Source organism: Streptomyces polyasparticus (genome assembly GCF_014493765.1).
Taxonomy (GTDB): Bacteria; Actinomycetota; Actinomycetes; order Streptomycetales; family Streptomycetaceae; genus Streptomyces; species Streptomyces polyasparticus.
Map to the genome: position 1 here is coordinate 1 of NZ_JACTVJ010000043.1, position 26928 is coordinate 26928.

The following is a 26928-nucleotide window of genomic DNA, read 5'->3' on the forward strand; positions in this document are numbered from 1 at the left end:
CGCCTTCGATGGCCGCCTCACCCCCACTGACCAGCGATAACTCAACAACCAAGATCAGCCGTTAAGTTGACACACCCGATATCGGTGCACCGCTCGGACTGGCCGATCTGGCCGGCGGGGCTCCCGCAGCATGGACAGTGCCCTTTCAGGAGGGATCGGTCATGGTGCTGTACACCGACGGCGTCACCGAAGCGCGCGGCGGACCCGACGGTGCCTTCTATCCGCTCCAGGAACGCCTGGAGGTTCTCTGTGCTTCGATCCCCTGGCCGCCGCTCTCCCCTGCCCGCTGCCTTCCTCCAACCGCCGCCCCAGCCAGTGACCCGGGAGGCGACCCTCTGGGGGCGCTTGTCGCCACGCTCTACGACGACTTGGTGAGGTACACCGGTGGCAGCTTGGACGATGACGCAGTTCTCCTGCTCCTGGCCAGGGCTGGGTCAGTGCAATCACCAGCGGATCCTCGGACAGTGGATGAGGCGGGGGAGTGACGGCGAGTACCAGCAAGTCCACCTACTGGGCTGTCAGCCGTGCAGGAAGTTCTCCAGTGAGACTGTGTAGTCACATCGGTTAGCGCGGAAGCGGACACAGTAGTCCTGCAGGTACGCGCCAGGGGCCTGCCATTGGCGGGGTTGTTTGATCGGGTGGCAGCCAGTGGGATTGGTGCCGGTGCTCAGCCCTTCAAGCCACGCCTGTGTGAGCATCGGCTCCAGAAAGGTGATCTCGCCGGCGTAGGCGCCGTAGATGAATGTGTGGGTGAGTGGGCGGCCGTGCCACTCGGGTGCGGTCGAGTCGACCAGGTGATTACCCATGCGTGCCTCGGCGAAGCCTCTGTCCCGGTAGTCCAGGGGCAGGTGGCGGGCTGGGATCGGCTCGGTGGCTGTGGCGTGGTCGTCGCAGTTGATGACCACGCCACATGGCCCCATGCGGATGGCCTGGACCTTCTCCCTGGGCTGCAGGTAGAAGTGGAAGTCGAAGTGCGCGGTGTCGTAGATGTGGGGTGGTCCGTGCCCCGCGGGGTTGTAGTTGACCATCGCCCATCGCAGCGGCATCTGGGGCAGGTTGGTCAGCTGTGAGGGAAGGGCCAGGGGCCTTTCGTGGCCACCGATGCACTCGGTGTGCGGGTCGAGGGTCTGGTCGTTGTCCGTGTCGTAGCAGTGCCGGCCGTCTGTCGGGTCGGTTGGCAGGGCACTCAGGACGCTGCGCGGGAAGACGACGCCCACACTCTGCGGACTGCCGTCGACGATCTGAGCGTAGGCGCGCAGGCTTCCGGCGCCCAGCGGTGTGCTCGGTGCGCCGTAGACGGCGCAGGGCCCAGGGTAGGCGAGCGTGTCATGGAGCATTTCGCTCGCGGTGGTTCGGTCGACGGTGACGGTGATCTCGTGGTGCGGCGCGCTGTGGCTGACCGCGCACATGATCGTGCCTGTGCCGCTTCTCGCCCGCGTATCGGCGCCGGCGGGGATGGCGAGGGCGGTCATGGTCAGGAGTGCGGACAGCGTGATGCGCCATGCCGGGATGCGGCTTCTGTACATGCTTGCTTCCGTTTCAGTGGCCGTCATGGGGCCGACAACGCCTTGAGGTTCGCGCGTACGGCGGGGACGACCAGTTCGGCGAAGAGGCGGGATTGTCGTTCGCGGTCGCCGCTGGGCCAGAACACGAAGGCGTTCATGCCGTAGTCGGTGTGAAGGGTGGTGAGGGTGTCGGACCAGCGTGTGACGGGGCCGTTGAACAGGTCGTGGTCGGTATCGGTGATGGTGCCCATCACGTTGTACAGGCGGGTGATCTGCTCGGGGTCGCGTCCGGCTTGGTGGGCGGCGTCGGTGATGATCGGGTTGAGCTGGTTCAGGCGTTCAGGCGGTACGTAGCCGTTGGACACCGACCAGCCGTCGGCCTTGGCGCCGAGCAGGTGTGCCGAGCAGGGGCCGATGACGCCGAGCCACAGTCCGATGTCATGGGCGGGTCGTGGTCCGGGGCGAATGCCGGGCAGCGGGTAGTGCTCTCCGGCGTGGGCGAAGGGTTGTCCTGCCCAGCTGGCGCGGATGATGTCGATGGCTTCGCCGAGTGCGGCGCGGGCTTGGCCGGTGGTGCGGTGGGGGCCGCCCATGCCGGCGATCGGATCGAAGAAGGCGCCTGCTCCGAGGGCTAGTTCGAAGCGTCCTTGGCTGAGGACGTCGATGGTGGCGGCTTGCTGGGCGAGCATCGCCGGGGGCCGGAGCGGCAGGTTGGCGACGTTGGGGAAGAAGGAGACGTTCTCCGTTTGGGCGGCAAGCCAGGTGATCAGAGTGAAGGTGTCCACGAAGTCGGCGTTGTAGGGATGGTCCTGGATGCCGACGTAATCGAGTCCCGTGGTGTCGGCGATCGCCGTGATCTGCGCGGCGGCCGGCAGTCCGGCGGAGTGCGGGTCGACGTTCAGACCGAACCTCACTGGAAGCGGCATACGGTGTGTTCTCCTCTTTGCTGTGGTGGCGGGAGGTTCCCGTGGTGTGCTCAGGCGGCCGGCCCGGGGCCCGTGCGGTCGTTGGGCCAGCGGGTCCAGGTCCGCAGCGTGTCCGAGATCTGTTCCTCCTCGTAAGCGAGATGGTCGAGCAGGTCATCAGCGAGGGCCTGCAGCGCCTGCGTGAGTCGTTGGCGTGGGGCGTTGCTGTCCGGCTCACCGAGTGACTGTGCTGCTGCTTCGGCCTCGTCGAGCAGACCGGATACCCGCTGGTGGTCGGCTTCCAGGCGGTCCACCACGGGGTTGAGGGCGGGGTTGGACCGGCGCAGGGCAGGGAAGATCGCGGCGGATTCCCGGTGGTGGTGGGAGTGGACGAAGCGGCAGTACTGCAGGCAGTTGACCTTCAGTTGCCATAGGGGGCCGTCTGTCTGCAGTGAGCGGATCTGGGTTCGGATCTCCGTCGGCGAGAGGCCGCTGGTGATGTCGTGCACCAACTGTCGTACGGTGTCGAGGTCTCGGCGGATCAAGGTGTGCACCCAGACGAACTCGGCCAGGAGAGCCTCACCATGAGGATTTGGTCCGGGGGGCTCGTTCTCTTTGGGGGGCACTGCTGCTACCCGGTCTTTCTCCATTGCTGCGAGGGGAGTTGTGCGGGGTTGACGCCGGTGGGGGCGGGGATCAGGCGTAGACGGGGGCGAGGTCGATGTAGATGCGCCAGTCACGGACCAGGCCGCCGCTGAAGGTGAGGATGTCGGCGTTGGGGACCGTGACCCTCCTTCCGTCCTTGCGCAGGTAGGTGACGTCGGCCTGCACGATGACGGTGTCCTTCATCTCCCAGGTCTGCAGCAGGTGGTGGCTGAGGCCGTCGATGGTGGCGAAGAAGTCCGTGACAGCCTGCTTGACGTCGTTACGGCCGGTGATCTAGGGGTTGTTGGCGAAGCGGAACACCACGTCGTCGGTGAGGTGGGCGACGAACTTGTCGGGGTCGAAGGAATCGATGTCCGCGAAGATCTTCGTCACGTCGCGGCCGGCGGCTGCCGCGTGTGCGTGGGGTGCGGTCAGGCCCGCTGCGAGGGCGGCGGCTCCGGCAGCGCCGATCAGGCGGCGTCGGCCCAGCGACGGGACCGGGTCGGTGTAGTTCATCGGACTCCTTGGGAAGGGGGTGGCTTTTCTGGCTTTTCTACCCAGTGGGGACAACGGGGTACCGGTGGCTTTGGGCGCGGGTCAGTTGAAGACCGGCGAGATGTTGTGGTTGACGCGGAAGAAGTTGTCCGGGTCGTACAGGGCCTTGATACGGCCGAGGCGGGTGTAGTTGTCCGGGCCGCCGTAGGCATCGAGGATCCGGTGGTCCTCGTCGGCGTTGAGGGCGTTGATGTAGGCGCCGGGACCGGTCCAGGGGGCGAAGCCGGTCATGGCTCTGCGGATTCGGCTGATGTACTCCTCGTCGCAGTCCGGGTCGTCCCAGTGCAGGGCGAGGTTGAGCCAGTAGGGGGCGCTCCGGTTGGAGAACGCGGCCGCTTCTTCGGAGACGTCGTTGATGGCTCCGCCGAGGCAAATGACCTGGGCTTCGCCGTGCATGGGCATGGTGGCCCAGAAGTCCACGAGGTGGTCGATGGCCTGGTCGGTGAGTGTGGTGAGGTGGGCTTCCTTGGTGTACTGGCGGTGGCCGTCGGCGAATTCGGGGTCGAGGGCCTTTTGCATACCAGTGCCGAACGGCAGCACGGTCGTGGCGGTCAGGCACGGCGTGCCGACCTGGGTGAGGCGCTCGGTGTAGTCGATGCCGGCGGGGTCGTCCGCGTCATCGAGCCACATCGAGAACAGCATCATCAGGCGCTCGCCGACGAGTTCGTCGGGCACGAACGGCAGCGGCGGCATGTGCCGCTTCAGTCCCCCGTGCCAGCTGACCGTGCGCGGCAGGCTTGGCATGATTGCTGCGTATTCACGCAGCGCCTGCCCCGCGTCCTGGGGCCGGTAGAGGCTGACACCGATCCGCATGGCGGGGCCGAAGGGGTGCGCCTGGAGGGTGAAGCGGGTGACGATGCCGAAGTTGCCGCCCCCGCCGCGCAACGCCCAGAACAGGTCAGGATGCTGGGCGGGGGAGACTTCCAGGACTTCGCCGCTGGCCAGCACGACTTCCAGGGAGAGGAAGTTGTCACAGGTCAGGCCGTGCTTGCGGGTGAACCAGCCGGCGCCACCGCCCAGTGCGAGGCCACCGAGTCCGGTCTCGGAGACCGTTCCGGTGGGCACGACCAGGCCGTGCGATTCGGTGGCCTCGTCCACATCGGCGAGCAGGCACCCGCCCTCTGCATGCACCACGCGCTGTTCGGCCACCACCTGCACCTGGCGCATCAAACTCAGATCGATGGTCAGGCCGCCGTCGGTGTGGGCCTTGCCGGAGACCGAGTGGCCGCCGCCCCGTACTGAGGACGCCACACCGAGCCGACGAGCCGCGTTGACGGCGGTGACGACGTCCTGGGTGTCGGTGCAGCGGGCGATCAGCCCGGGCCGCTTGTCGACCATGGCGTTCCACACGGTGCGGGCCCGGTCGTAGTCGGGGCTGTCTGGTCCGATCAGCGGCCCCTTGAACCCGGATAGCGCGGTGAGAAGGCTGGGACGCAACGCGTCGTTGATGGCGCGGTGTTCTTCACTGGCCGTGGGGGTGGAGGGCGGGACGGTGGTCATGGCTGTCTCCGATCCCTGGGGCCGTTGCCGACGCCAGGTAGCAAGGCGAGTCCGGTGGTCACAATGTGCGGTGGTGGTCGGGGAAGTTGCCGGGCAGACGCTCTTCCGCCGGGCCGTCGGTCACGGCATGCACCAGGAGTTCGCCGCCGACGAACGCGCCTCGCCAGGAGGCGCCGAGGCCGCCGAAGAGCTCGTCCCGGTCGCCGCGCGAGCGGGGCTTGTTGCGCCCGACCTTGAAGGCGCGGATCTGGGGTGCCAGACGCGCGTACGTCGCCGGGGCGTCGGTGGACAGGGTGGCGACCAGCGCTCCGTTAGAGGCGTTCATGGCCGCGAGCAGCTCCGCCTCCGTGTCAACCAGGACGATCGTGTCGACCGGGCCGAAGGGTTCCGCATGGTGCAGCGGCGACGCAGGAGGCGGATTGAGGAGCGTCACCGGAGGCACGTAGGCTGAAGTGTCCTGGCCGGTGAGGAAGTGACCGTCGGCCAGGGAGCCCCGGTGTAGCGGCACGGCGCCGCGATCGATCGCCTCGGCGATCTGGTCGTTCAGTTCCTTGGCCTTGGCCGCGTTGATCAACGGGCCGAAGTCCAGTCTGGGCAACGGGTCTTCGGGGTTCTCGACGGCCAGCGGGTGACCGATGCGGATGTCTCGCACGGCGGGAAGATACGTGGCGAGGAACGCGTCGAAGAGCGCGCGCTGGACCACGAAGCGCGGGTACGCAGTGCAGCGCTGCTTGCCGTAGTCGAAGAGCTTGGGGATCACAGCGGATAGGGAGGACCAGTCCGTGAAGTTCCAGATGCCCCAGGTGTTGAGGCCCTCTTGTTCGAGGATGTGGCGCTTGCCGAGGTCCGCCACGGCCGTGGCGACGGCCGCCCCGGTGTCGCGGCCGCCGACGAAGGAGACGCAGCCGATCTCCGGGGAGCGCACCAGCGCCTCGGACAGCTCGCCGCCGCTGCCAGAGACGAGGGTGATGGGGATACCCTCGCGGTGTGCGAGGGCGCAGGCCAGGGTGAGACAGGCGACGCCGCCGTCGGTCGGGGTCTTGGCGATCACCGCGTTGCCGGCCAGGGACTGCACGAGCATCGCGTGCACGAGCACGGACATCGGGTAGTTCCAGCTCGCGATGTTGGACACCGGGCCGTCCAGTGGGGAGCGGCCTTCGAGCATGGGCTCGATGCCGTCCACGTACCAGCGCACGCCGTCGATCGCACGGTCGACGTCGGCCTGGGCCAGGCGCCAGGGCTTGCCGATCTCCCAGACGAGGAGGAGGGCGAGGAGCTCGCGATGTTCGGTGAGGGCGTCGAGGGTCGCGGTGACCTTCGCGCGCCGCTCTTCCAGCGGCACGTGGCGCCAGGCACGGTGCTGGTCGAGGGAGGCGCGGACTGCCGCCTGCGCGGCTTCGGAGTCCAGGCGCGGCGGCCCGGCGATCGGGCTGCCGTCGATCGGGCTCGTGGCTGGCAGGACGCGGCCGTCGGCCTGCCAGGTGCCGTTCCAGAGGCTGAGGACTCCGTCGTCCCGGAACGCTTCGGGGGCGGCGGTAAGGCACTGCTGCCAGGCTCCGGACCAGGCGGTACCGGGTTTCAAGATGAGGCGGGGGGTGGGGGGTGGTGTTGCCATGGGGAGGTCTCCGCTCACGGTGCAGTCAGATCTGCGCACCCGTCCTGTGCTCATTCGGTGCAGCTGCTTCGGCGTGGGTCCCGCCGCAGTGCGGGCGTGGGTGACGCACTGCGGCGGGAGCGGTGGAGGCCCGGTACACCGCGATGAGCAGTTCCCGCACCGTCAGATTCGGCTCTCCGGACAGCATGTCGACCGGGTCCAGTCCGTCGAGGAAGGACGTGAGCCGCAGATCGCGCGCGGGTGAGACGTACTGAGTGTGCATGACGAGCTCCGATGTGCCGGGCTTCGCGGTGCGGCCGCGTTGGTCAGTCGCTGCTGGTGCGCGGTGCGGGTGGGGTGAACAGGTGTTGCAGCTCGGCCACGTTGTAGGCGTTCTCCCAGTGCTCCGTGATGCGGCCGCCCTCGAACCGCCACAGGCCGCAGAACGGCATCGCGATCTCCTGCGGATGCTTTGCCCTCAGGATTCCGAGGACTGCGCCGAAGTAGTCGTTGGCCGTGATGTGCTGCACGTCCATGACCAGCGTGTTGCCTGTCAGGCGGACCAGGGCCTGCTCGTGGGCCAGCACGGCCTGGACTCCTCGGCACACCCGCGGGTCCTCGGCGCTGCGGTCGGCGCGGTGCAGCACGATGTCGTCCACCGCGTAGTCGGGCAGTCTCTGCAGGTCGGCGTAGATGGCGCGCAGGACCTCGACGTGCGGGTGCGCGGTCTGAGTGTGGGTTGTGGTGGTCATGACCGGGGTCCTTCCTGGGCCGGGACGGGCGAGGTGGGACGCCACGGCGTGGCCTTCGCGCAGAGTGCTTCGATCTCGCCCCACTGCTGGTCGCTGAGATGCAGGTTGGTGGCCTTGACGTTGTCCTCGAGGTGGACGATGGAGGTAGTGCCGGGGATGAGCAGGGTGTTCGGCGAGTGCCGCAGCAGCCAGGCCAGCCCCAGCTGGGCGCCTGTACAGCCCAAGCCCTCGGCGGCCTTGGTCAGGATTCCGGTGGGCCCGACGAGGTCGCCGTGGCCGAGCGGGAACCAGGGGACGAAGGCGATGTTCTCCTTCTCGGCATGCTTGAGGACGGCTTCGCCGGAGCGGTCGGCGATGTTGTAGAGGTTCTCCACCGCCACGATGTCCACGATGGCCCGGGCCGCTTCGAGCTGCTCGATGGTGACTTCGGGCTGGCCGGACAGGCCGATGTGTCGGATCTTGCCCTGCTGCTGCAGTTCTCCAAGCACGCCGAGCTGGTCTTCCAGAGGCACCAGGGGGTCGATGCGGTGCAGCTGGTAGAGGTCGATGCACTCGCGGCCCAGGCGGTACAAGCTCAACTCGACCTGCTGGCGCAGGTATTCGGGCCGCCCCAGGGCTACGATGTACGGGTCGCGGCCCTCGGCGCGGACCCAGTCCTCGGGGCCGCTGCGCAGCATCCCGCCCTTGGTGGCGATCACCAGGTTGTCGGGGTAGGGATGCAGCGCCTCGCGGATGATCTCCTCGTTGTAGCCGGGGCCGTAGGAGTCGGCGGTGTCGATGAAGTTCACGCCGAGCTCGCGTACCGCGCGGCGCAGCAGGTACTTGGCCTTGTCGGGGTCGGTGGGCGGCCCCCACATTCCGGGGCCGGTCAGGTGCATCGCCCCGTAGCCGAGGCGGTTGACGATCAGATCGCCGCCCAGCGCGAAGGTCTTGGGCACGGTCGTGGCAGATGTGGTCACAGCGATTCCTCGTTTCTTGATGCAGGGGTGCAGGGATGTGCGCACTCAGGGGCGCAGGGCGGAGGGAACGTTCGCCAGCAGGCCGTCGGTGTGCTCGACTTGGCGGCCGACCCGGGTGGGGGCCGGGGCAATCCAGGTGCCCAGGCAGGATTCGGCGGTGATGCCGGGCCCGAAGCCGGCAAGGAGGCCGCGGGCCTCTCCGGGTAGGCCCTCGTCGAACTGGCGGCGCAGGGCGTCGAAGACCACGGCCGAGGCGATGTTGCCGTACTCGGTGAGCGTGGCCCGGCTGTGACGGAAGGCCACCGGCGGAACCATGAGGTAGCGGCTCAGGTCGTCCAGGATGCGCGGCCCGCCCGCGTGGATGATGTAGAAGTCCAGCTTCGAGGCGTCCCAGCCGTTCGCACCGGCGAGCGTGTGCAGAGCAGGGGCCAGAACGTTCATCGTGCCCGGCACCCGCCGGTCCAGGCGGAAGTGGAAGCCGGTCGCCTTCACCTCGTACGCGATCCAGTCCTCGGTGTTCGGCACCAGATGGGAGGCGTTCTGTAGCAGCCGCATCCCTGTCCCGCCGCTGCCCCGCATGACCGCGGCGGCGATCGCGTCGCCGAACAGGCCGTCGGAGAGCAGCGAGCCGACATCGAGGTCGTCGGGCTGATAGCACAGCGAACAGAACTCGCAGGCGACTATCAGGACGTTGGAGCCGGGGTAGGCGCGGCAGAAGTCGTGGGCCCGGTTGATGGCTGTGCCACCGGCGGCGCAACCGAGCTGCGCGATGGGGATCTGCCGGGTATCGCTGCGGAACCCCAGCTCGTTGATCATCCAGGCGGTGAGTGGCGGCATCGCGAAGCCGGTGCAGGACACGAAGACGATCGCGTCAATGTCACGTGCCGTGACTTCGGCCGACGACAGGGCCTGCTTCACCACGTCGGGGATACGGGCCTGGGCCTCGCGGACGTAGAGGCGGTTGCGGGCCTCGAAGCCCCGATGCACCAACGTTTCTTCGAGCGGCCGGATCAAGTGCCGCTTCGTAACACCCGTATTCTTGATCATCCGCAGAACCAGCGGCAGCTTCGGGTGGTCGGGGTGGAGACGGCGTGCCACCGCCAGTGTCTCCTCCATCGAGATGGTGTTCTCCGGGACCCACACAGCGGGTCGGCACAGGACGGACATGCGCTTAACTCCCTCACAGTCGTTTCGCTTTGCGGAACCAACCGTGAAATCGGGGAGGGCAGCTTGGTGCCTTTGCACGGCGATGGCTCATTGCCAAGCAGCTGACGCCTCTATGCCGAAGAGCCGAGACAGTGGGGCCACTTGGTCAACCTAATGGTTGTCAACCAAAGCAAATTAGCAAAGGCGCGTTCGACGAAGATTGACGTGTTTCGGATCTACGAAGTGCGCTCGCGATCTACGAAGTGCGCGGTGGCGCGCGAATCATGGTGAGCACGGTCCTGCTCATCGCGAGCCGTCGGGCGCCGTTCTGCACGCCGGGAGCCTCCGGCGTGCATTGCCTGGTGGCTGCTGGACGAAAGCGAAGCTCCGAGGGCCTACGGAATCTCTCCGCTCTGTCGGCCAAGCGGCAAGCGCCTTCCAGTGGGAGATTCTGTCCGGCGTCGGCTGACCGGTTGCATTCAAGCGACGGAGTTCGGCAAAGCGTCGTTCGACTCGCCGGTCACGCGGTCGCGGACGTCGGCGAGGTGCGTGTCGCCTCCGCAGGATGTTGCAAACCGGGCCCTGTTGAATTTCCTCCCAACTGCGCTGACCCGGTGTCCTTCCTGCACAAGGGGCCACGCGCCCACCGCATGAGCCACGAAGGCGCAAATCCGTCTGTTGCCCGCCCGTGCGCCCGATCACAAAATCGGCGGCATGAGCGGGCGGATGGGTCTCAATCGGGAGTTGCGTGCGTTGCTCAAGGAGGCGGGCTGGACCGGGCAGCACCTGGCCGATGCAGTGAACGCGTGCGGTCGGGAAATAGGCCAGCCCCTGCACTATGACCGCACCTCGGTGGCCCACTGGTTGGCGGGGACGCTGCCGCGGCAGTCGGTCCGCCTGCTGGCCGCCGAGGCCCTCTCGCGCAGGCTGGGCCGCACTGTCACCGCGAGGGAGGCCGGCTTCGGAGGGCCCCCGGCGGTTGCCCTTCCCCCTGCTCGGACCGGCTCATCGCGACTCCTGGATAAGGAGCAGGCTATGGCCGCAATGGAGGAGTTGGCCGAACGATGGGGGCGCAGAGCCCTGCTGGCGAACGGGGCTTACAGCCTTGCCGCGCTCGCGGTGCCCGGCTTCAGCGAGGTCGCGAGAGCGGGCCCCGGACCCGTGCTGGGGCGCAAGGCGGGCGTCCCGGTCGAGATGTTCGAGGTGGACTCAGCAGCGGCGATGCTGGAGATGTTCCACGCCGGGGACGCCGCGTTCGGCGGCGGGCACGGCCGGCGCGCGCTCGCCGGCTACCTGGCGGCCGATCTGGTTCCGCGGTTGCGTCGGCCCGCCGCCCCCCAGGTGCGCGCACGACTCCTTGAGGTCGCCGGCCAACTCGTCTATCTGTGCGCTTTCATGTGCTATGACGACGAACTGCACCGGCACGCCCAGCGCTACTACCTGACCGCGTTGCGGCTTGCCGCGGAGAACAACGACGGCCAGTCGTACGCCGTACCCCTGCGTGGTATGTCCGTGCAGGCGCAGAGGCTCGGGCATCACCGCCAGGCCGTGCAGCTCGCCGAGGCGGCGGCGAGTGGCGTCGCGCTCCCGATGCAACAGGCCTTCGTCTACGGGCAGTTGGCGCTCGCTCGGGCAGGCAGTGGTGACCGGCGCGGGGCGCTCACCGCCTTCGCCCGGGCCGAACGGCTGCTTGAGCGTGCATCGAGCCCGGCGACGGCGACCGTTGGTGCCTACCACTACGCCTCGTTGCTCCATCAACAGGCCGAGATGCAAGTGCGGTTGGGGGATCGTGCGGGATCCTTGGCCGTACTGCGGCAGTCCGTGGACCACCGTCCGGTGCATGAGCGCCGCTCGCGCGCCGTGGTCCTCGCACGGCTGGCGGAGCTGGAGCTTGACTGCGGTCGCCTGGAGCAGGCAGTGGCGCCGTGGCACCGGTTCCTGGACGACTGTCCGGGGCTGTCCAGCGGTCGGGTCCGCGGGGCGCTGATGTCGCTCGGAGGACGCCTGCGCCCCTACGCGCGCCACTCCGGTGTGCAGTCCCTACTGCACCGGGCCGCGCGGGTCCTGGCCGCCGGGTGAAAGAGGGGTTCCATGCGGGGCAGGAAGGGCGCGGGACGGTTCGGGCCGGGTGGTCACCGCGCGCCGGAACACGGTCATGGGCCCGAGGCCGGACAGGGCGCGGCAGACCTGTTCCTCCAGTTCCACCGGGGCCGTACGCGCGGGGATCAGGGCGATCGTGGTCGCTTCGGCGATTGCTGCGGGTACGAGCGCCCTGAGCGAGTCCACCGCGTACGTGTGCTCGGCGAGGGCACTTGCGCGGCGGATCAGCTTCTGGGTGTCGCGGTCCGTGGTGCGCCCGAGCACGAGTACCGCGTCGGCGCCGTCGGCCGCTGCCCGCAAGGTGGCAACCCGGTCCGACTCCGTGTGGCACAGGATGTCGAAGTGGTGGCCCCGCAGCAGGGGGAACCGGCGGCGCAGGGCCGCGACCACCTGCATCGCCTCCTCGACCACAGTGCCGGGGCGCACCACGAAGGAGACCCGCGCCGCGTCCGGGAGCCGGAGCCCCGCGACGTCGGCCGCATCGGCCGCGAAGACGATGCTCCCCGGCGCCTGCGCGGCGAGCGGTTCGAGGGACGGGGGGCTGGGGCGGCGGCCCACCAGGACCACGGTGTCGCCCCGCGCGGCGTACTGCCGTACATCTGCGGCGGCCGCGGCAGCCAGACCGCAGCCGGCACCTACCGGATCTTCCGCCGAGCCGGCCGCCCCCTGGGAGGGGATCGCCGCACGCGCCCCGGGAACCGGGGGGCCGGCCTGCTCCGACAGCCCTGCCCCGCAGGAACCTGCGCAGCCGGGGACCGCGGCCACCAGCACCCGACGTGACCTCAGCGCGTCCGCCCATTGCTGTACGGTGCGGCGTGCCGCCTCCCGTCCAATGGTGTCGTCTCGGTGGGCGGCCACCGCGAAACCCACGGCACGGCCGTCGCGTTCCAGGTATGAGGCGGCGTACAAGACGCCGTCCGCGCCGCCCGGCGCGCGGCGCACGGGGCGGGACGTGGCGTCCAAGGAGGCGCCGATCAACGCATCGGCCGGGCAGGCGACCGCGCCCCGACCGGGCCAATGGAACGTACCGGGAACGATCAACTCGCCCTTGTCGCACCCGGTGACGGGCAACTGGATCACACTGCGGCTTCGGTTCATGCGCTGGTGAGCTGCCTGTTCTGTTGCGGAATTGGCGTTCTGCCCAGGCTGTACCTTTCCATGGCGTGTCAGGTTCAGGGTGGCGGACAAGGGGCATCCGCGAATGCGCCGCCCGGTCGGCGGACTCGCCGGCCGGGCCCACCGTGCGCGAGGTCAGGGCGCTGTGAACGCCAGGACGGTGTTGTGCCCGCCGAACCCCAGCGAGTGGCTCAGAGCCAGGTCGATCCGCTGGTCGCGGGCCTGTCCGGCGACCACGTCGATGCCGTCCGTATCGGGACCGGGGCGTATGTGGTTGGCGGTGGGCGGTGCGATGCCGCGCGCGAGTGCCTCGACGGTGAGCGCCGCCTCGACGGCGCCCGCCGCGCCCATCGTGTGCCCCAACGCCCCTTTGGCGGACGTGACGGTGGGCGCGCCCGCCTCGTACACCTCCCGGATGACAACGGCTTCCGCCCGGTCGTTGAGCCGGGTCCCGGTGCCATGGGCGTTGACGTGCGCCACGTCCGAGGGTGCCGCCCCTGCCATGGCGAGCGCTGCGGACACCGCCCGCCGCAGCCCGCGGCCCTCGGGGTCGGGGGCCGTGGCGTGGTGGGCGTCACCGGTCGTGGAGTAGCCGGACAGCAGCGCCCGCGGCAGGACTCGAACCTGCGGCCAAGCGCTTAGAAGATGCGGGCAACCAGTGGCGCAAAGGGCTAGCTCTCGGTCGAACGGTGCGTCTCAGCCTTCAGAGATCCGTGCACGTCTGCACGCGTTGCCGTCAGAGCTGCCGTCACTTCCCGATGCCCTCCACCGACGGGCCGATCCGAGTATGGCGCGCCCCGCCACCCTGCAAATGCGCCGTGACCACCGGACACGAGGGATGGACTGAGGTAGCAACATCCGGCCGAAGTCCACCTCGAATCTTCCTGTAGAGGAGGCACAAGCTCTAGGCTCCCTCCCATAAGCACTAAGGGTCTAGGGGGGCGTACTTGGACATATCAACCCTCATGCTTCTGGGAGCGAGCGGGGGATCACTGCGGGGGGTGATCGACCTCTACAACAGCACGCTGACCTGGCAGTTGGAGAGGCGGGCATTCCGCGCACGGCAAGCGCTTCCGAACGAATCCCCTCCAGCATTTTCGAGTTTCTTCGACCCATTTGCGGATTCGATTGCAACTCTGGTGCACATAGCAATGGGTGCAGGTGCCGCGACTTTACTCGGCGCCACGGATCAAATCACGGGAGCTTACGCCGCCATTATAGTCGGGATTTCGGCACCGGCTATCTTAACGCAGCTGAGTCGGGTTCAAACGCTATCCGATAGTATAATTCCCGCAGCTCCAGATGGATTTGAGGCTCCTGCGGACACAGGGCCTAGCCCTGACGCGTCTGGGAGCGCGGCGATGACCGATACGGCGGCTCCTGGGAGAACAAGTGAAACGCCGGGCGAGTTGCGTGGCCGCTCCGCCTCTCGACCTGAAGTAGATTCTCCTCGCCGGGCGCGCCCTGAAGGCGCCAGGGAGGGCACTGTATGAGCGCTACAGCCTCCCGGATCATGCGCGCAATTATCGGCCGAGATGAGCCGCGAAAAATGCGGATTCGTGGTCCGCGATGGTACGGCCTGTCTGCCAATAGGAGACTGCTGGCCGCTGTTCTAGGCCTCGCCCCTACAGAAGAAGGCCGAGTAGTTGCGAGCCGGGTCTCCGGAATGGACCCACGAGCTACATGGCGAGCGGAAACACTCAGTACAGATTTCCCGCCATTGAGTACAAGTGATGACCAGCTCGGCTCGTTGTCACATGTATACGGAGATCTCGGCCTAGTTTTCGATACGTTGACGGCCGTTTCTCAGTCGCACGAGCGGGGCCCGGTAATGGCCGTTTCTTACCTGAATGTAGCTCGCGTAAATGTCCGTCGCCTCCGCAATGATCTCGCGCATCGGAGTATCGGAAAATCAGATGCCATGCGCCTCGTGGATCTGATCGATCACAATCTAGATGAAGCGCGGAGAGAGCTTCGTCGTCAGCGAACCCTTTTGTCGAATCCTCAAGACCGAGATCGTGTCGATGAACTTTTCCAAGTGTCGCATGACGCCTCCATGAGAATTCGAGAAATCGGTCCCGCCCTTATTCGCATCTTCGATGAGACTGATGCCACATCGATTTTGAATCCGGCACCCCAGAGGTGAGGTGGCTCGATGAGCAAGAAGCGGAAACCGAGGAAACCTCGAAGTAGCTTCGGGAAGCGTAGGTCGACAGTCCCGCAGCCTGGTGTGCGAACCGGGTATGCAAGGGGAGGGACTCGAGAGGCAATCGAAATGCTCAATGATTTCCTGACAGATGTAGAAGTCTCTTTCATGGCCACCTATATGGACAACCCCATATTTGGAGCAAATGTCAGAAGCAACAGCATGGAGCCAATTCCAGTCCTCCTGCTGGAGCCACACCGGGTAATGGTTTCGAAGGATACGACAACCGGAGCCATGTATGAGGCCAGAACGGAACGCTTGATCAGTGGCGGGTTCGGCCGCATGGTCGGGCCCGTTTGGCAACTCAAGACAATAGAGGGGTGGGGTATTTGGCGAACGGAAACAGGGCTTATATTGAGGGATCCGGATGGAGAAATTGTTGCTCAGGGTGTCATTGATGTTGACCCTTCGTGGATTTCTGCCGTTGCCGACATGGGATATGTGACAGTCTTTCATGGTGCCCCACTGGGAGTCCGAATACCGGAAGGTAGGGACATCGCCTCATACGGCACAGAAGAGCGCGCAGCCGAGTTGAGGCAAGCTCGCGACAACGGACATCTATCAGCCGGCATCGTGGCATGGAAAGGAGTGGGAGGGGGCGCATTGAAATGGTCCCTCTTAATGCCGGGAGCTTTTGATATTCCGCTACCTGTAGCCTATATGCCGATCTGGAACCTTACGCCTCACGGCGGTGCGCAGGCGTTTGGGTTCACCTACCTGGAGGTTGCAGATCATATCCCTGTGGCGACTGGAATGGTTGCCAGTCTGTCTGAACGCGACATCGACCTGGTTAGACCAGGGGAGCGCGACCCTCACCTGACGCTACTTGCTGGATTTCGAGCCGTTTCAGCTGAGGAGAGAGAATTCTTCTCCCAATGGCGTGAAGCGGTCCTTGAAAATGGCGCAGTGGTTGTTATTGCGGGAGTCAAAGACCTTCCGGTAGGTCCTGGAGTTGGACTCCCTGAATTGTTGGCCGGTCAGAAGATCGTGAGTGAATCATGGGCTGCGGTGGTTCCGGTATCTGATGAACAATTGCTACCTGGCGGTTTTCATCCGCTGCCTTAGATCCTGATTACCCAAGATGCTCTGCGCGTTCTTTGCCGAGTCCGACGAGGCATCTTCTCGTACGCGCTCGTACCTTCACACGTCTCATTGCGTCGCTCGACGAATGGGTCGGTGGAGCGGCTTTGGGCTGGAGCTGCTTTGGGGCGAGTGATCTTGGCCTCGTAAGCTGATGGCGAGTCGGGCAGTCTGTTGACCTGCCCGTTAAAGCACGACGTTGGGGCCAAGATCTTCGAGGCTCGCCCCAAAGTGGCTGCGTAAAGCCGTGGAACCGACCGCCCCAGCCACGACGGGGTTTCCCATACGAGGCTGCTGCTGTGCTCGTGGCGGTACTGAATCAGCGGGCCGTATGGACGCCTGGGATCTGACAGCGTCGGCCGGTACGACACCGCCCCGCGATCCGGCCTCTTGTGGTGTGACAACGCGTTGTTGCCTGTCCCGCTGGGTGCTTCCGTTTCCTGTGCCCAGTGCTGGTATTTGGCCGCTGCGTGTGGCGACGGCGGGCGGCGGTGCCCAGCCGGTGGCGAAGACATGGAGGCAGGGCGGCGCCGCACGTCGGCGCCGCCGCGCTGTGCGCGGCCCTCGGATCCCCTTCAGATTCGACCTGACCCTGTTCAGGCAGCCGGGTGAAAGGGGTGCGGAGCGCTCCTGAGCGGGTGTGCCGGCCGATTCCTCCCCTTGTCCTTCCCCTTTTTGAGGTCGGATCGCGGGGCGGTGTCGTGCGGGCCGGATGCTGCTCTGATTCCCGAGGTGGCGTGTGCGGCGGTCGGGTTGGCGATGATCTGTGGTGCCCGAACACACGGGTCGGGCAGCGAGCGCAGCGAGCCTTGAACCCGTAGAGAAGGTTTTTACCAACCCCGGTCGTCCGCGGCTCTGAGTGATCGTGCACTGTCGGCTGTCAGGCGCGACGGCTACGCTGGTGCGGTCCAGTTCATCTGACTCAGGGAGTGTGCTCAACGGATGGGACCGAAGTCGGCGTTGGCGTACCGAACGATCCGCGAGCGTGTGGCGTCCGGGGAGTACAAGGCTGGCGAGAAGATCCCGTCTGAGCGCAAGCTGGAGACCGATCTGGGCATCGGCCGTACGCAACTGCGTGTGGTGCTGGCTCGGTTGGTCGACGAGAACGTACTCGAGCGTCACGCTCGGAGCTCATACCGCGTGCCCGGCCAAGAGGTCAGCACCAAGAACCCCGGACCGCTGGAGCCGTGGCAGATCCACGGTGAGCGCACGGTGTACGACAACCGCTGGGTCAAGCTGAATCTTGTCGACGTTGAGCCGCCGGGCGTTGAGCGCTTCGAGCACCACGTTGTACGGCTGCATCACGTCGCGATCTCTGCCGTCCTAGACGACCAAGACCGAGTGCTGATGCTCTGGCGCTATCGCTTCGTCGCCGACAAGTGGGGCTGGGAGCTGCCCGGCGGCATCGTCGACGAGGGCGAGGATCCGCACACGACCGCCATGCGCGAGTTCGAGGAGGAGACCGGCTGGAGGCCGGACTACCTTGAGCATCTGGTCACGTACCAACCCATGGTGGGGATGGTCGATTCGCCGCACGAGATCTACATCGGACGCGGCGCGCAGCATGTAGGCGACCCCACCGACGTTGAGGAGTCCGGGCACGTTGAGTGGGTGCCGCTCTCGGACATCCCCGGCCTGATGGCGCGTGGCGATCTCCTCGGCTCCGGCACGTTGGTGGGCCTGCTTCATCTCCTGGCGTCGCGCCGACAGTCGGCTGCTACAGCCGATCAGTGAGTTGATCGATCTGGCGACGGTGCCGTACGGATCCCGTGCGGTTCGCGAGCATCCGCGCTTGCTGTAGGTGCTCCTCGGCCTGTGCGTACTCCTCCCGAGCCAGGTGAGCCTGGGCGAGATCGCATCGCAGACCGGACGTGGCCCGGATGAACGTCGGGTCGGCTGCGTCCAGTGCCGTATAGAGGCTGTCCAGCGCGTCATCGTCACCGAGCAGTGCGAGCACGTTTCCGCGCCAGCGCTCCAGGTGGCCGTTGTTCAGGAAGATGCTCAACATGTCCGGGTCGCGGGGCTCGTTACCCGACGGCAGGCTGGCGACCGCTGCATCGAGGGCTCGGCGGGCATCGTCGGGCAGGCCTGCCTTCGCGCAGAGCTCGGCCTCGGCCGCGAACAGCCACGCGCGCAACCGCGGTGATACCTGAGTGCCGCCAAGCCGCTGTGCTTCACGGGAGAGTTCTACGGCAAGCTCGGGGCGCCCGGCATCGTGCAGTACGTAGGCCTGTTCTGCCGTGGCGTGTGCGAGGTACATGGGCTGGCCTGCCTCCTGCGCAGCACGCTTGCCTAACTCGTAGTGTCGCCAGGCGCGTTCGACCCCGCCGGAGTCCAGTGCTTGCCACGCTGCGAGCGTTGCGGCTCCTGCCAGCGCCGTCGCAACTGGACGTCTGGTCTCAGGTAGCACGGCGAAGGTGAGCGCGTCTTCAAGAGCGGTGAGGTGGCCGTTCATCTGGTCGACGAGTGCCGCGGCGCCCATCTGTCGGTCGACCGTACGCAGGAGCTCGGTCTGGTCCATGAACGTCTGGACCATGGTCAGGCTCACGTTGCGGGCCGAGTCGATCCGGCTTACGAGCTCCTCGTAGCCGCCGACTTCTGGCACGGTCAGCTGGCTCTGTCGGCCGAATAGCTCCTCGTCTGTCACCCCGAGCACAGGACGCAGGATCTTGGCGTACCGCTCGCTGATGGTGCGCTTGCCGTTCTCCCACTCGGAGACATAGACCCGCAGGCTGGCGGTGGAGCCGATCGTGAGCAGGTGCTGGCGCGCGTACCGCTCGATCTCGCGGATGAGCCGCTCTTGCGACCACTCGTGCGCATCTCGGATCTGCCGAAGCCGGTTGGACACCATTACCGCCTCGCACCCATGGGTGGATCAGCCCTTCACAGCAGGATGCCCCACATTGCCGCAGGTCGGCAGGGGTTAACAGCAAACACTGTTAAGTCCTGTTGGCTACCGGGGCGTTGAAAGGCGCGGTTCTCTAGAAGCGTCGCAGGAAGGCGAGTTCAGAAGCCGAGCGCGACAGCGGTTGACAACTGGTGCGCACCAGATGCACGCTACTGGTACGCACCAGTTGGGAACCGAAAGTCCTGCGGTGCTGTCGCAGGACTCCCGCAAGTCAACGCAGGAAGCGGCGCCCTACCGCCAAGCAAGTCGCCGCTTCCGCCCCAACATCAGGGAGTTTCCATCATGCCTTCATTCAAGGTCGATACGTCAACTGCCGGTGTATTCGTGGCAGTTGAGCCGAAATACAAGCTCGTACGTCGGGACACAGGTGAGATCGCGGTGGACCGCGAGACCAACGCGAAGATGATGACGGTCGGGCTGATGATCGCCGACGAGGGCGAGGCCAGCCTCTACACCGTCTCGATCCCGGAGACCGGGATCCCCGAGGGCCTGACCATGGGCCAGCCGGTCAAGGTCGTGGGCCTGCGCGCTCGGGACTGGGAGAATACGTTCAACGGCGAGAAGCGGTTCGGCATCGCCTTCCGCGCGGTCGCGATCCTCGACCCGTCGCAGGCTGAGGGCTGACGGATATGTCCGCGACGTTATGGCTGATCGCCCTGGTCCTGGTCGCCACGTTGGCGGTGCTGCTTCGGTGGCAGCGTCCGGCCTGGTACTGGCTGAGCTTCGGTGCCACGTTCGCGATGCTGCGGGTCTTGGTCCGCTACGCGACCGTGATGGATGCCTGTCAGCTCACCGTTCCGCCTCCGCGGTGGCGGCTGTGGCTGGCCCGGGTGTTCAAGTGGCAGATACCGCGGCAGCGAACCCCGCGCATCCTGCGACTGCGACCGACGCGGACCGGGCTTCGGCTCCGTCTGAAGATGCAGCCAGGGCAGGATGCCTTCGAGTTCTCCGCCGCCGCTGACCGACTGCGGCACTCCTTCACCGTGCAACAGGTCGTCTCGAAGGAGATCGGCCCGGGCGTGGTGGAGCTGGTGATGACCGGCTACGACGTCCTCAAGCGGGTCCAGATGCCCGCCACAGTCGAGTGCTCACAGCTCCGTGTCCCGGTCGCCTTGTGTGAGGACGGGACGGTCCACTACCGCGACTACAAGGAGACTCCGCACTCGCTGCACCTCGGGGCGACGAAGTCCGGCAAGTCCGTGTCGCAACGGCAGTTGATCAAAGAACTCGCGGCGCAGAAGGTCGCGTTGGTCGGCATCGACTGCAAGCAAGGCGTCGAACTCGCCCCGATGGCCCGCCGCTTCTCCGCCCTCGCAGACAACCCTGATGACGCCGTGGCGCTGCTGGAAGCGCTGGTAGACCGGATGAACGCGATCTACCAGGTCATCCGTGCCGAGCAGCGGGTCAGCGCGGAGATCCCCGATGCGGAGATCACCGCCGATATCTGGGGCCTGCCCGAGCACCTGCGGCCGGACCCGGTCGTCCTCACCATCGACGAAGTGGCTGAGCTGACGCTGTTCGCGTCGAAGGCGGAGGAGAAGCGCCGGGACCGGATCGTCACTGCGCTGGTCCGGCTGGTGCAGCTCGGCCGTGCTGCCGGGATCTACGTGGACATCTACGGGCAGCGCTTCGGCTCCGAGCTCGGCAATGGGATCACCATGCTGCGCGCCCAGTTGACCGGCCGCACCGCGCACCGGGTCAACGACGAATCCTCAGCGAAGATGGCGTTCGGGGACATCTCCGCGCATGCGGTGTTCGCGACCACGCAGATCCCCAACGACCGGCCCGGGATGGCCGTGGTCGGCTACTCCACCGGCGGCTGGGTCCGTGTCCGCGCACCCCATGCCTCCATGCGGTCCGCGGTGAATGCCTGCAACAAGTACGCGCACCTCACCCCGGACATTCCCGAACTCGCTGCGTTCCGGCCCGTGCTGCCTCCGGTCAAGCCGGTCGAGGCCCCGGTGCCTGCGGCCCCGGCTGAGGCTCCCGCCACGGCCTGATCAATCTCCGCTTCACGGTCGGCGTGACCGCTTCGCGCCAGGTCCCTACCCGAGCCATGCCCGAAACCCGAGAAGGAGCACGCCATGTGCGCCACCTGCAACGACCTGGTCCGTACCGCCTCGATGATCGCGGTCTTGGACGACTACGCGAACGAGCCGGACGCGGACGAGGAGTTCATCGACGTGTTGGCGTTCGGCCTGAACGCCTCGCTGTTCCTCGCGCACGACCCGGCGGTCTACCCGCCCACTGGCCACACCTACCCGGCCACCGGGTGAGCGCCATGGCCACCAGGAAGCGCCCCGCTGCGCCGAAGTGCAAACCGTGCAAGGGCACCGGAGAGGTCTCCCGTCCGGTTCAGGTCGGCCGCAAGCGCCGCACGGTCGGTCACCAGACCGGCATGTGCCTGAAGTGCTTCGGCACTGGCCAAGCCCCGACCACCTGACCCGCCGTCGCCGGGCGGCAGGACCCCGTGAGCCCCGCCCGGCACGGCCCCAACCCCTCAAGGAAGGAGGACCCCGCCATGCGCACCTCGCTCCGCTTCGACGCCGTACTTGTTCAGGCCGTGATCGCCGGGGCCTTGTCCTTCGCGCACCTGCACGACATCGCCGAAGCCGCCGGACAGCACGGCTGGAAGGCCTGGGCCTACCCGATCTCGGTCGACCTGCTCCTCGTCGCCGCATGGCGCCGACTCCGCCAGGGCCGGACGCCTCGGCTGGCGTGGTGTTGGTTCCTGATCGCGCTGTTTGCCTCGCTCGGTGCGAACGTCGCCACCGCCGGTTTCCTCGACCTCGAACACGCCCCGGCCTGGCTGCGGTTCCTCGTCGCCGGATGGCCCGCGCTCGCGTTCCTCGGCGGCACCCTGCTCGCCCACAGCACCGACCCCGAGCCCGAACGTGCGAGCACCGTGCCGGCCGAATCCGTCACCCCCGCCGAGCCCGCACCCGAGCCCGCCCCGGCTGTTGCCGACACGCCCGCTCCGGCCCCAGAACTGCCCCCGGCCAAGCCCACGGTGAACGTCCCGCCCGCGCTGGTGGAGCACGCCCGCAAGGTTGCCGACGCGCACCGTGCCCGCACCGGCACCCCGATCGACACCGACACCCTGTGCGCCCGCCTCGGTGTCCCCGCCCCGATGGCGTCCGCCATTGCGGCCCAACTCACTTGAATCCCGAAGGAGAAGCCCTGTCATGCCTCTGCATCTGATCTTCCGCAAGCTGCGCCAGGTCGGCCCGATCACCATCGGCACCGGTCAGGACCGCGACGGCCACATGACCTACATCGCCGCCTGCGGCGCTGAGCGCTGCGGCTGGTCCGGCGAATACGTCACCGTCGCCGCCGCGAACGTCGCCGCCGAAGGCCACCGCTGCCGCGTCCGCTGACCCCATCTGACCTCGAAGGAGATCCGTCATGGACGTGCCGTTCTGGTTCTTCATCACCGTCGTCGCCGTGATCGGCGTCAAGCTCGCCCGCCCGCCGCTCTGGCTCGTGCTGGTCCTGCTGATCGGCGGCTACCTGATCGCTGGAAGCTTCCTCGCCCCCGCCATAGAGACCGGCACCGAATCCGGCGTCGAGATCACCAACCCCTGACCATCCGGAAGGAGTTCAGCTCATGTTCAAGCCCCACGTACCCGTCAATCCGACCCCGACCGGCGAGATCATCCCGGTCATCACCACCCTCGGCCAGACCCCGACGGTCCACCACGCTCAGGCACCCGCGCCCTGCGCCTGCCATCACCCGCACGCCCCGGCGACCGCTCCCGCGGCTCTGGCTCGTACGGGGATGAGCCCGGGCACCGTGATCGCCCTTGCCGCTGCCGGAACCGTCGGCGTCGTGGTGATCGGCGTGGTCCTGGTCTCGATGCTCCTCGCCGTCGTGCTCGTCGGCGCCTCGCTCGCCGTCGTCGCGCTCGCCCTGCGCTCAGCCCTCACCCCGCCGCCATCGCAACGACGTTGACCGGCCCCGGGACGGCTTCCACCGCCAAGTTTCCGCCGTCCCGGCGCCCGGCCCCTGCCCGATCTCAACAACCGGAAGGAACCCACATCATGCCCGACCACCAGAACCCTGCTGCCCGGATCTGCCCGGACTGCGACGGCTTCGCCTCCGTCGCCATTACCCTGGGCGGCCGCAACCGGCAGGGCCACCTCAACACCATCACCGCGCACTGCAAGCGCTGCGAAGGAACCGGCACCCTGCCCCCGCTGCGCACCCTCTTCGACGCCGCGGCCACCGCTGTCTTCGCCGGGGGCGCCCAGTGACCGCCCCCGCGGTTGAGACCGCACCCCGAGCGTTAAGAGACCTGGCTGACCTTGCCGAACTCGGTCACCTGCCTGGCCTGATCCGCCAACTCAAAGGGCTGGGAGGCTGCACCAATCCGGTCCGTCTCGACGGCTACCGCACCGAGATCCACCCCGGCACCGGGGAGCTCCTCTCCGAGACCCACGGCCACGAACTGCCCGCCGGGAATCTTCTGGTGCGCTGTAACAACCGCCGCGCCACCCGTTGCGCAGCCTGTGCGGAGACCTACCGTCGCGACACCTACCAGCTCATCACCGCGGGCCTCAAGGGCGGCAAGGGCACCCCCGAGCGAGTCGCCACCCACCCCCGGGTGTTCGCAACGTTCACCGCCCCGTCCTTCGGCCCAGTCCACAACCGCCCAACCTCTGGCCGCTGCCGCTGCGGCACTCAGCACCCTTCCGACGCAACTGAGTTGGGCACACCACTCGACCCCGACACGTACGACTACGAGGCCGCCGTCCTCTGGAACGCTCACGCATCGAAGATCTGGGCGCGATTCACGATCTACCTGCGCCGCGAAGTCGCTAAGCGAGCTGGTCTCAGTCGCCGCGCCTTCGCGGAATGCGCTCGGGTGTCCTTCGCCAAGGTTGCCGAGTACCAGCGCCGCGGCGCAGTGCATTTCCACGCGGTGATCCGCCTTGACGGGCCCGACGGGGGAGACACCCCTCCGCCGAACTGGGCCAGTGCCGAACTCCTCGCCGACGCGATCCGCGCAGCTGCTCGGGCGGCTGAGGCCCCGGGGCCGCAACTTGGGAACAGGCTGCACTCCTTCGCGTTCGGCACCCAGTTGGATATTCGCCCGATCCGCTCGGCCGACTTTGACGGGGGCACCGAACTGACTGACCGTGCGGTCGCCGCGTACATCGCCAAGTACGCCACCAAGGGAGCCGAGACCACCACAGGCACCCTGGACCGGCCGCTCAAGTTCCTCGCCGAACTCGCCCAGCTCCGCATCAGCGAGCACGCTCGCCGGTTGATCCGCATGGCCTGGTACCTCGGCGCACGGCCCGAGCTCGAAGAACTCCGACTTCGCCAGTGGGCACACATGCTCGGCTTCCGCGGCCATTTCTCCACCAAGACCCGTCGCTATTCCACGACGCTCGGTGCTCTCCGCCAAGCGCGCGCCGATTGGCAACGCAAGCAGGCGCTCAACGCTCAGCGCGAGCACGGCGCCGTGCCGGCCGAATTCGCAGCCGAGGAAACCACCCTCGTCATTGCCCACTGGACCTACGCCGGAGTGGGCCTGTCTCGCGGTGAGGAATGGCTCGCCGCTGCCCACGCGCCCACCCGCGTCCAGGAAGGAGTCGCAGCATGACCACCGCCCCCGCCGAGCTTCTGACCGTGCCGGAGGTCATGGCGCGACTCAAGTACGGACGCTCCAAGGTCTACGACCTGATCCGCTCGAAGCGCCTCGTCTCGATCACCGATGGCCGCTGTCGGCGTATACCAGCGGACGCCCTGAACGCCTACATCCGCGACCGGATCGCAGAGGAGGACTGATGGCCAAGCGCAACCCCAACGGAGAGGGAACGATCTACCGCCGCAAGGACGGTCGATACGAAGGTGCTGCCTACGTCCTCATGCCGGACGGCACCTACAAGCGGCGCCGTGTCTACGGCAGCACATGGGATGAGGCGCGGCAGAAGCTCACCGAGATGCTCTCGAAGAGTGATCAGCACATCCCAGCAGCCGACACCACCGAGTCGCTCGGCACCTACCTCGCGTACTGGCTCGATCACGTAGTCCGCCACAAGGTCCGGCCGTCGACGGTCTACAGCTACAGCAAGTGCGTGAACGCATACATCGTCCCGAGGCTCGGCAAGAAGAAGCTGGCCCGGCTCTCGGCCAAGGACATCCGCCTCTTCCTCGACTGGGCTCGGCAGGCTTGTCAGTGCTGCGCACAGGGCAGGGACGCGGCTCGTCCTCCGGCCAAGCGCCGCTGCTGCGCTGCTACGCCCAAGGTCTGCTGTGATCGCCACCTGTCGCCGCGTATGGTCCAGTACCTGCACGCCGTGCTGCGCAACGCCTTGCAGCATGCCGTCCGCGAGGAACTCGTTCAGCGCAACGTCGCCAAGCTGGTCCAAGTCCAGACGCCCCGCTATCGAGTTGGGCGCGGCCTGTCGGTCGCCGAAGCAAGGAAGCTGCTCGCCGAGGTGAAGGACAACCGGCTGCATGCCGCGTACGTCCTGGCCCTCTACCTCGGGCTCCGCCGTGGCGAACTGCTCGGCCTCCACTGGTCAGACGTCGATCTCGAACGTGGCTCGTTGGAGATTCGCACCGCGCTCCAGCGCGTGAACGGTGAGCTGACGCTGACCGCGCCGAAGACTCGCCGATCGGAACGCCCTGTGCCCCTGCCGGCCGTTTGCGTCGACGCGCTACGCGATCACCGAGAGCGCCAAGAGGTCGAACGTCGCGAGGCTGGTGACAGGTGGAAGGACTCGGGCCTGATCTTTACGACTCGCGTCGGTACGCCGATCGAGCCCCGGAACCTGAACCGGCACTTCTATCCGATCCGCGAGCGGCTCGGTCTGCCGGTCCGATTCCACGATCTCCGGCACACCTGCGTCACGCTCCTGCTCGGCCTCGGCGTCCCGCCGCACATCGTCCGGGACATCGTCGGGCACAGTGCGCTGGACGTGACCATGAACATCTATGCGCACGCTGAGATGACCGAGAAGCGCGAGGCACTGAACAAGCTCGGGACGCTCCTGAGCGAGGAGTGATCTAGCCGTTGCCGTCAGCGTTGCCGTCAGACGCGCGAAACGCCCTGGAGGAGAAGATCCCTCCGGGGCGTTGGTGCTGGTCAGAGCCAGCGCCCCCGGCAGGAGCCGCAAAACATGGGAAGCCGGATCATCGACGGCGGATGTTGCGGGTTCGCTGGTGGTGACGGCCGCTGTCTCGTTCTGATGTGGCGTCGGGATGCAGCGGTGCGTCGTGCCGTCCGTGTCACGTATTGGTCTTGAGATGCTCGTTGAGGGTCCTGAGCTGCTTCCACGCGGCGGGGTCGGTGCCGTTGCCCAGGGTGTAGTGAAGCGCGGGCCGTCTGGTGGAGCCGAACTCGGTTGCCGGGATGCCCGGCGCCTGGCGGACGTGTGCCAGACCCGCCTCGCGTACGGCGTCGGGGCCGAGGGTGACGGACACCGGAATCGGTGGTGGCTCGAAGTGGGCTGGAGTGGTCAGGTCGGCGCGGCCCGGACGGAGTTGGGTGAGCATCGTCGCCAGAGGGTGCCGGGTGGCGAGCGTCTCGGCCAGTTCCTCGATCCTGTCCATGGGCGAGGTCTGACCGGCTTCGCAGCCAACGGCGAGAGTGATTCGCTCTTCGACGCCTGCGTCGGTGTGGACGATGTGGGTGGCTGCGATCGCCGGGTGGTCAGGATGGCCGACTGCGGTCAGCCAACTGCCAGCCCTCTCTTGGGCGCGGCTGCGGGCCAGGTCGGTCAACTGCCGGCGTGACCAGGGCAGGTTGACGGGTTCGGTCGTCGACCAACCAGCCGGGGGCGCGCCCGTGAGTATCTCCCAGGCGGCCTCGAGCGCTCCGCCGAGCAGGAGGCGGTCGTCGGCGGGGTGGATGACGCGCAGGGCCAGGTGGCTCTGTCGGCGGTAAGTGACAGCGCATGTCGGTGAGTTCTGGCAGCGTTTCCTGCTTGGTGGGCCATGGAATGT

Annotated in this window: 30 protein-coding genes; 15 read left to right on the plus strand and 15 right to left on the minus strand. The window is 67.0% G+C overall.

The features are described from left to right. The first annotated feature begins 80 nt into the window (after positions 1-80). Entirely contained in the window at positions 81-485 is a 405-nt protein-coding gene (locus H9Y04_RS43780) for a SpoIIE family protein phosphatase (protein WP_187819879.1), read from the plus strand. 33 nt (positions 486-518) lie between these two features. Here H9Y04_RS43780 and H9Y04_RS43785 read toward each other — a convergent pair whose 3' ends face one another. The 11 genes from H9Y04_RS43785 to H9Y04_RS43835 all read right to left on the minus strand — a co-directional run bounded on the left by H9Y04_RS43785 (position 519) and on the right by H9Y04_RS43835 (position 9582). Further along, on the minus strand, positions 519-1553 hold the full coding sequence (locus H9Y04_RS43785) for a hypothetical protein (RefSeq protein WP_187819856.1): 1035 nt from the start codon (positions 1551-1553) through the stop codon (positions 519-521). Then, a complete protein-coding gene (locus H9Y04_RS43790; protein WP_187819857.1) occupies positions 1550-2431 on the minus strand; it encodes an LLM class flavin-dependent oxidoreductase in 882 nt (293 codons plus the stop codon). Before H9Y04_RS43790 ends, H9Y04_RS43785 begins: the two co-directional genes overlap by 4 nt. A gap of 50 nt (positions 2432-2481) precedes the next feature. Beyond that, on the minus strand, positions 2482-2955 hold the full coding sequence (locus tag H9Y04_RS43795; protein ID WP_187819858.1) for a hemerythrin domain-containing protein: 474 nt from the start codon (positions 2953-2955) through the stop codon (positions 2482-2484). A 151-nt stretch (positions 2956-3106) separates the two neighbouring features. Then, positions 3107-3349, minus strand: coding sequence for a nuclear transport factor 2 family protein (locus H9Y04_RS43800; protein WP_187819880.1), 243 nt, complete (start codon positions 3347-3349; stop codon positions 3107-3109). Continuing rightward, entirely contained in the window at positions 3350-3571 is a 222-nt protein-coding gene (locus H9Y04_RS43805; RefSeq protein ID WP_187819859.1) for a hypothetical protein, read from the minus strand. An 81-nt stretch (positions 3572-3652) separates the two neighbouring features. After that, positions 3653-5110, minus strand: a complete 1458-nt coding sequence (locus H9Y04_RS43810) for an FAD-binding oxidoreductase (protein WP_187819860.1) — start codon at positions 5108-5110, stop codon at positions 3653-3655. Positions 5111-5168: 58 nt separating this feature from the next. Further along, positions 5169-6725, minus strand: a complete 1557-nt coding sequence (locus H9Y04_RS43815) for an aldehyde dehydrogenase family protein (RefSeq protein WP_187819861.1) — start codon at positions 6723-6725, stop codon at positions 5169-5171. Between the two features lie 25 nt (positions 6726-6750). Continuing rightward, the gene (locus H9Y04_RS43820; protein WP_187819862.1) at positions 6751-6987 is read right to left on the minus strand and encodes a hypothetical protein; all 237 of its coding nucleotides are present in this window, start codon (positions 6985-6987) and stop codon (positions 6751-6753) included. A gap of 43 nt (positions 6988-7030) precedes the next feature. Continuing rightward, a complete protein-coding gene (locus H9Y04_RS43825; protein WP_187819863.1) occupies positions 7031-7456 on the minus strand; it encodes a nuclear transport factor 2 family protein in 426 nt (141 codons plus the stop codon). Next, complete coding sequence (locus tag H9Y04_RS43830) at positions 7453-8415, minus strand: aldo/keto reductase (protein ID WP_308802044.1); 963 nt, start codon at positions 8413-8415, stop codon at positions 7453-7455. The genes H9Y04_RS43825 and H9Y04_RS43830 overlap by 4 nt, the downstream gene beginning before the upstream one ends. Before the next feature lie 45 nt (positions 8416-8460). Then, positions 8461-9582 (minus strand): type III polyketide synthase, encoded by a 1122-nt coding sequence (locus H9Y04_RS43835; protein WP_187819864.1) that lies wholly within the window; start codon positions 9580-9582, stop codon positions 8461-8463. Positions 9583-10287: 705 nt separating this feature from the next. Between H9Y04_RS43835 and H9Y04_RS43840 the strand changes: the two genes are divergently transcribed. Then, positions 10288-11640 carry an NsdA family TPR-like regulatory protein gene (locus H9Y04_RS43840; RefSeq protein ID WP_187819882.1) on the plus strand — a complete coding sequence of 451 codons (1353 nt, stop codon included), beginning with the start codon at positions 10288-10290 and terminating at the stop codon, positions 11638-11640. On the opposite strand, the gene H9Y04_RS43845 is transcribed toward H9Y04_RS43840, so the two are convergent. Together H9Y04_RS43845 and H9Y04_RS43850 are read right to left on the minus strand one after the other, a co-directional pair. Next, positions 11602-12759: a hypothetical protein gene (locus H9Y04_RS43845; protein WP_187819865.1), complete on the minus strand. Its 1158-nt coding sequence runs from the start codon at positions 12757-12759 to the stop codon at positions 11602-11604. The genes H9Y04_RS43840 and H9Y04_RS43845 overlap by 39 nt on opposite strands. A 153-nt stretch (positions 12760-12912) precedes the next feature. Further along, entirely contained in the window at positions 12913-13392 is a 480-nt protein-coding gene (locus H9Y04_RS43850) for a beta-ketoacyl-[acyl-carrier-protein] synthase family protein (protein WP_187819883.1), read from the minus strand. Positions 13393-15052: 1660 nt separating this feature from the next. Between H9Y04_RS43850 and H9Y04_RS43855 the strand changes: the two genes are divergently transcribed. After that, entirely contained in the window at positions 15053-16048 is a 996-nt protein-coding gene (locus tag H9Y04_RS43855) for a hypothetical protein (RefSeq protein ID WP_187819866.1), read from the plus strand. A gap of 957 nt (positions 16049-17005) precedes the next feature. Beyond that, complete coding sequence (locus H9Y04_RS43860) at positions 17006-17797, plus strand: NUDIX domain-containing protein (RefSeq protein WP_187819867.1); 792 nt, start codon at positions 17006-17008, stop codon at positions 17795-17797. On the opposite strand, the gene H9Y04_RS43865 is transcribed toward H9Y04_RS43860, so the two are convergent. Beyond that, positions 17781-18911, minus strand: coding sequence for an NsdA family TPR-like regulatory protein (locus H9Y04_RS43865; RefSeq protein WP_308802045.1), 1131 nt, complete (start codon positions 18909-18911; stop codon positions 17781-17783). The two genes, H9Y04_RS43860 and H9Y04_RS43865, sit on opposite strands and share 17 nt — an antisense overlap. 342 nt (positions 18912-19253) lie before the next feature. Between H9Y04_RS43865 and H9Y04_RS43870 the strand changes: the two genes are divergently transcribed. The 11 genes from H9Y04_RS43870 (at position 19254) to H9Y04_RS43920 (ending at position 25988) form a co-directional block, all read left to right on the plus strand. Continuing rightward, on the plus strand, positions 19254-19595 hold the full coding sequence (locus tag H9Y04_RS43870) for an SCO3933 family regulatory protein (RefSeq protein WP_187819868.1): 342 nt from the start codon (positions 19254-19256) through the stop codon (positions 19593-19595). Positions 19596-19600: 5 nt separating this feature from the next. Then, positions 19601-20971 (plus strand): FtsK/SpoIIIE domain-containing protein, encoded by a 1371-nt coding sequence (locus H9Y04_RS43875; RefSeq protein ID WP_187819869.1) that lies wholly within the window; start codon positions 19601-19603, stop codon positions 20969-20971. An 84-nt stretch (positions 20972-21055) separates the two neighbouring features. Continuing rightward, a complete protein-coding gene (locus H9Y04_RS43880; RefSeq protein WP_187819870.1) occupies positions 21056-21247 on the plus strand; it encodes a hypothetical protein in 192 nt (63 codons plus the stop codon). A 245-nt stretch (positions 21248-21492) separates the two neighbouring features. Beyond that, entirely contained in the window at positions 21493-22134 is a 642-nt protein-coding gene (locus tag H9Y04_RS43885) for a DUF2637 domain-containing protein (RefSeq protein ID WP_187819871.1), read from the plus strand. Positions 22135-22156: 22 nt separating this feature from the next. Beyond that, the gene (locus H9Y04_RS43890; RefSeq protein ID WP_187819872.1) at positions 22157-22348 is read left to right on the plus strand and encodes a mobile element transfer protein; all 192 of its coding nucleotides are present in this window, start codon (positions 22157-22159) and stop codon (positions 22346-22348) included. A 28-nt stretch (positions 22349-22376) separates the two neighbouring features. Beyond that, complete coding sequence (locus H9Y04_RS43895; protein ID WP_187819873.1) at positions 22377-22556, plus strand: hypothetical protein; 180 nt, start codon at positions 22377-22379, stop codon at positions 22554-22556. Positions 22557-22578: 22 nt separating this feature from the next. Further along, entirely contained in the window at positions 22579-22923 is a 345-nt protein-coding gene (locus H9Y04_RS43900; protein ID WP_187819874.1) for a SpdD-like protein, read from the plus strand. 89 nt (positions 22924-23012) lie between these two features. Beyond that, positions 23013-23225: a hypothetical protein gene (locus H9Y04_RS43905; RefSeq protein WP_187819875.1), complete on the plus strand. Its 213-nt coding sequence runs from the start codon at positions 23013-23015 to the stop codon at positions 23223-23225. 68 nt (positions 23226-23293) lie between these two features. Further along, on the plus strand, positions 23294-24580 hold the full coding sequence (locus tag H9Y04_RS43910; RefSeq protein ID WP_187819885.1) for a replication initiator: 1287 nt from the start codon (positions 23294-23296) through the stop codon (positions 24578-24580). Further along, entirely contained in the window at positions 24577-24765 is a 189-nt protein-coding gene (locus H9Y04_RS43915; protein WP_187819876.1) for a helix-turn-helix transcriptional regulator, read from the plus strand. The genes H9Y04_RS43910 and H9Y04_RS43915 overlap by 4 nt, the downstream gene beginning before the upstream one ends. After that, a complete protein-coding gene (locus H9Y04_RS43920) occupies positions 24765-25988 on the plus strand; it encodes a tyrosine-type recombinase/integrase (RefSeq protein ID WP_187819877.1) in 1224 nt (407 codons plus the stop codon). Before H9Y04_RS43915 ends, H9Y04_RS43920 begins: the two co-directional genes overlap by 1 nt. A gap of 223 nt (positions 25989-26211) precedes the next feature. Here H9Y04_RS43920 and H9Y04_RS46335 read toward each other — a convergent pair. Further along, the coding region (locus tag H9Y04_RS46335) for a DUF6177 family protein (RefSeq protein WP_236072191.1) at positions 26212-26928 on the minus strand (717 nt) is incomplete at its 5' end.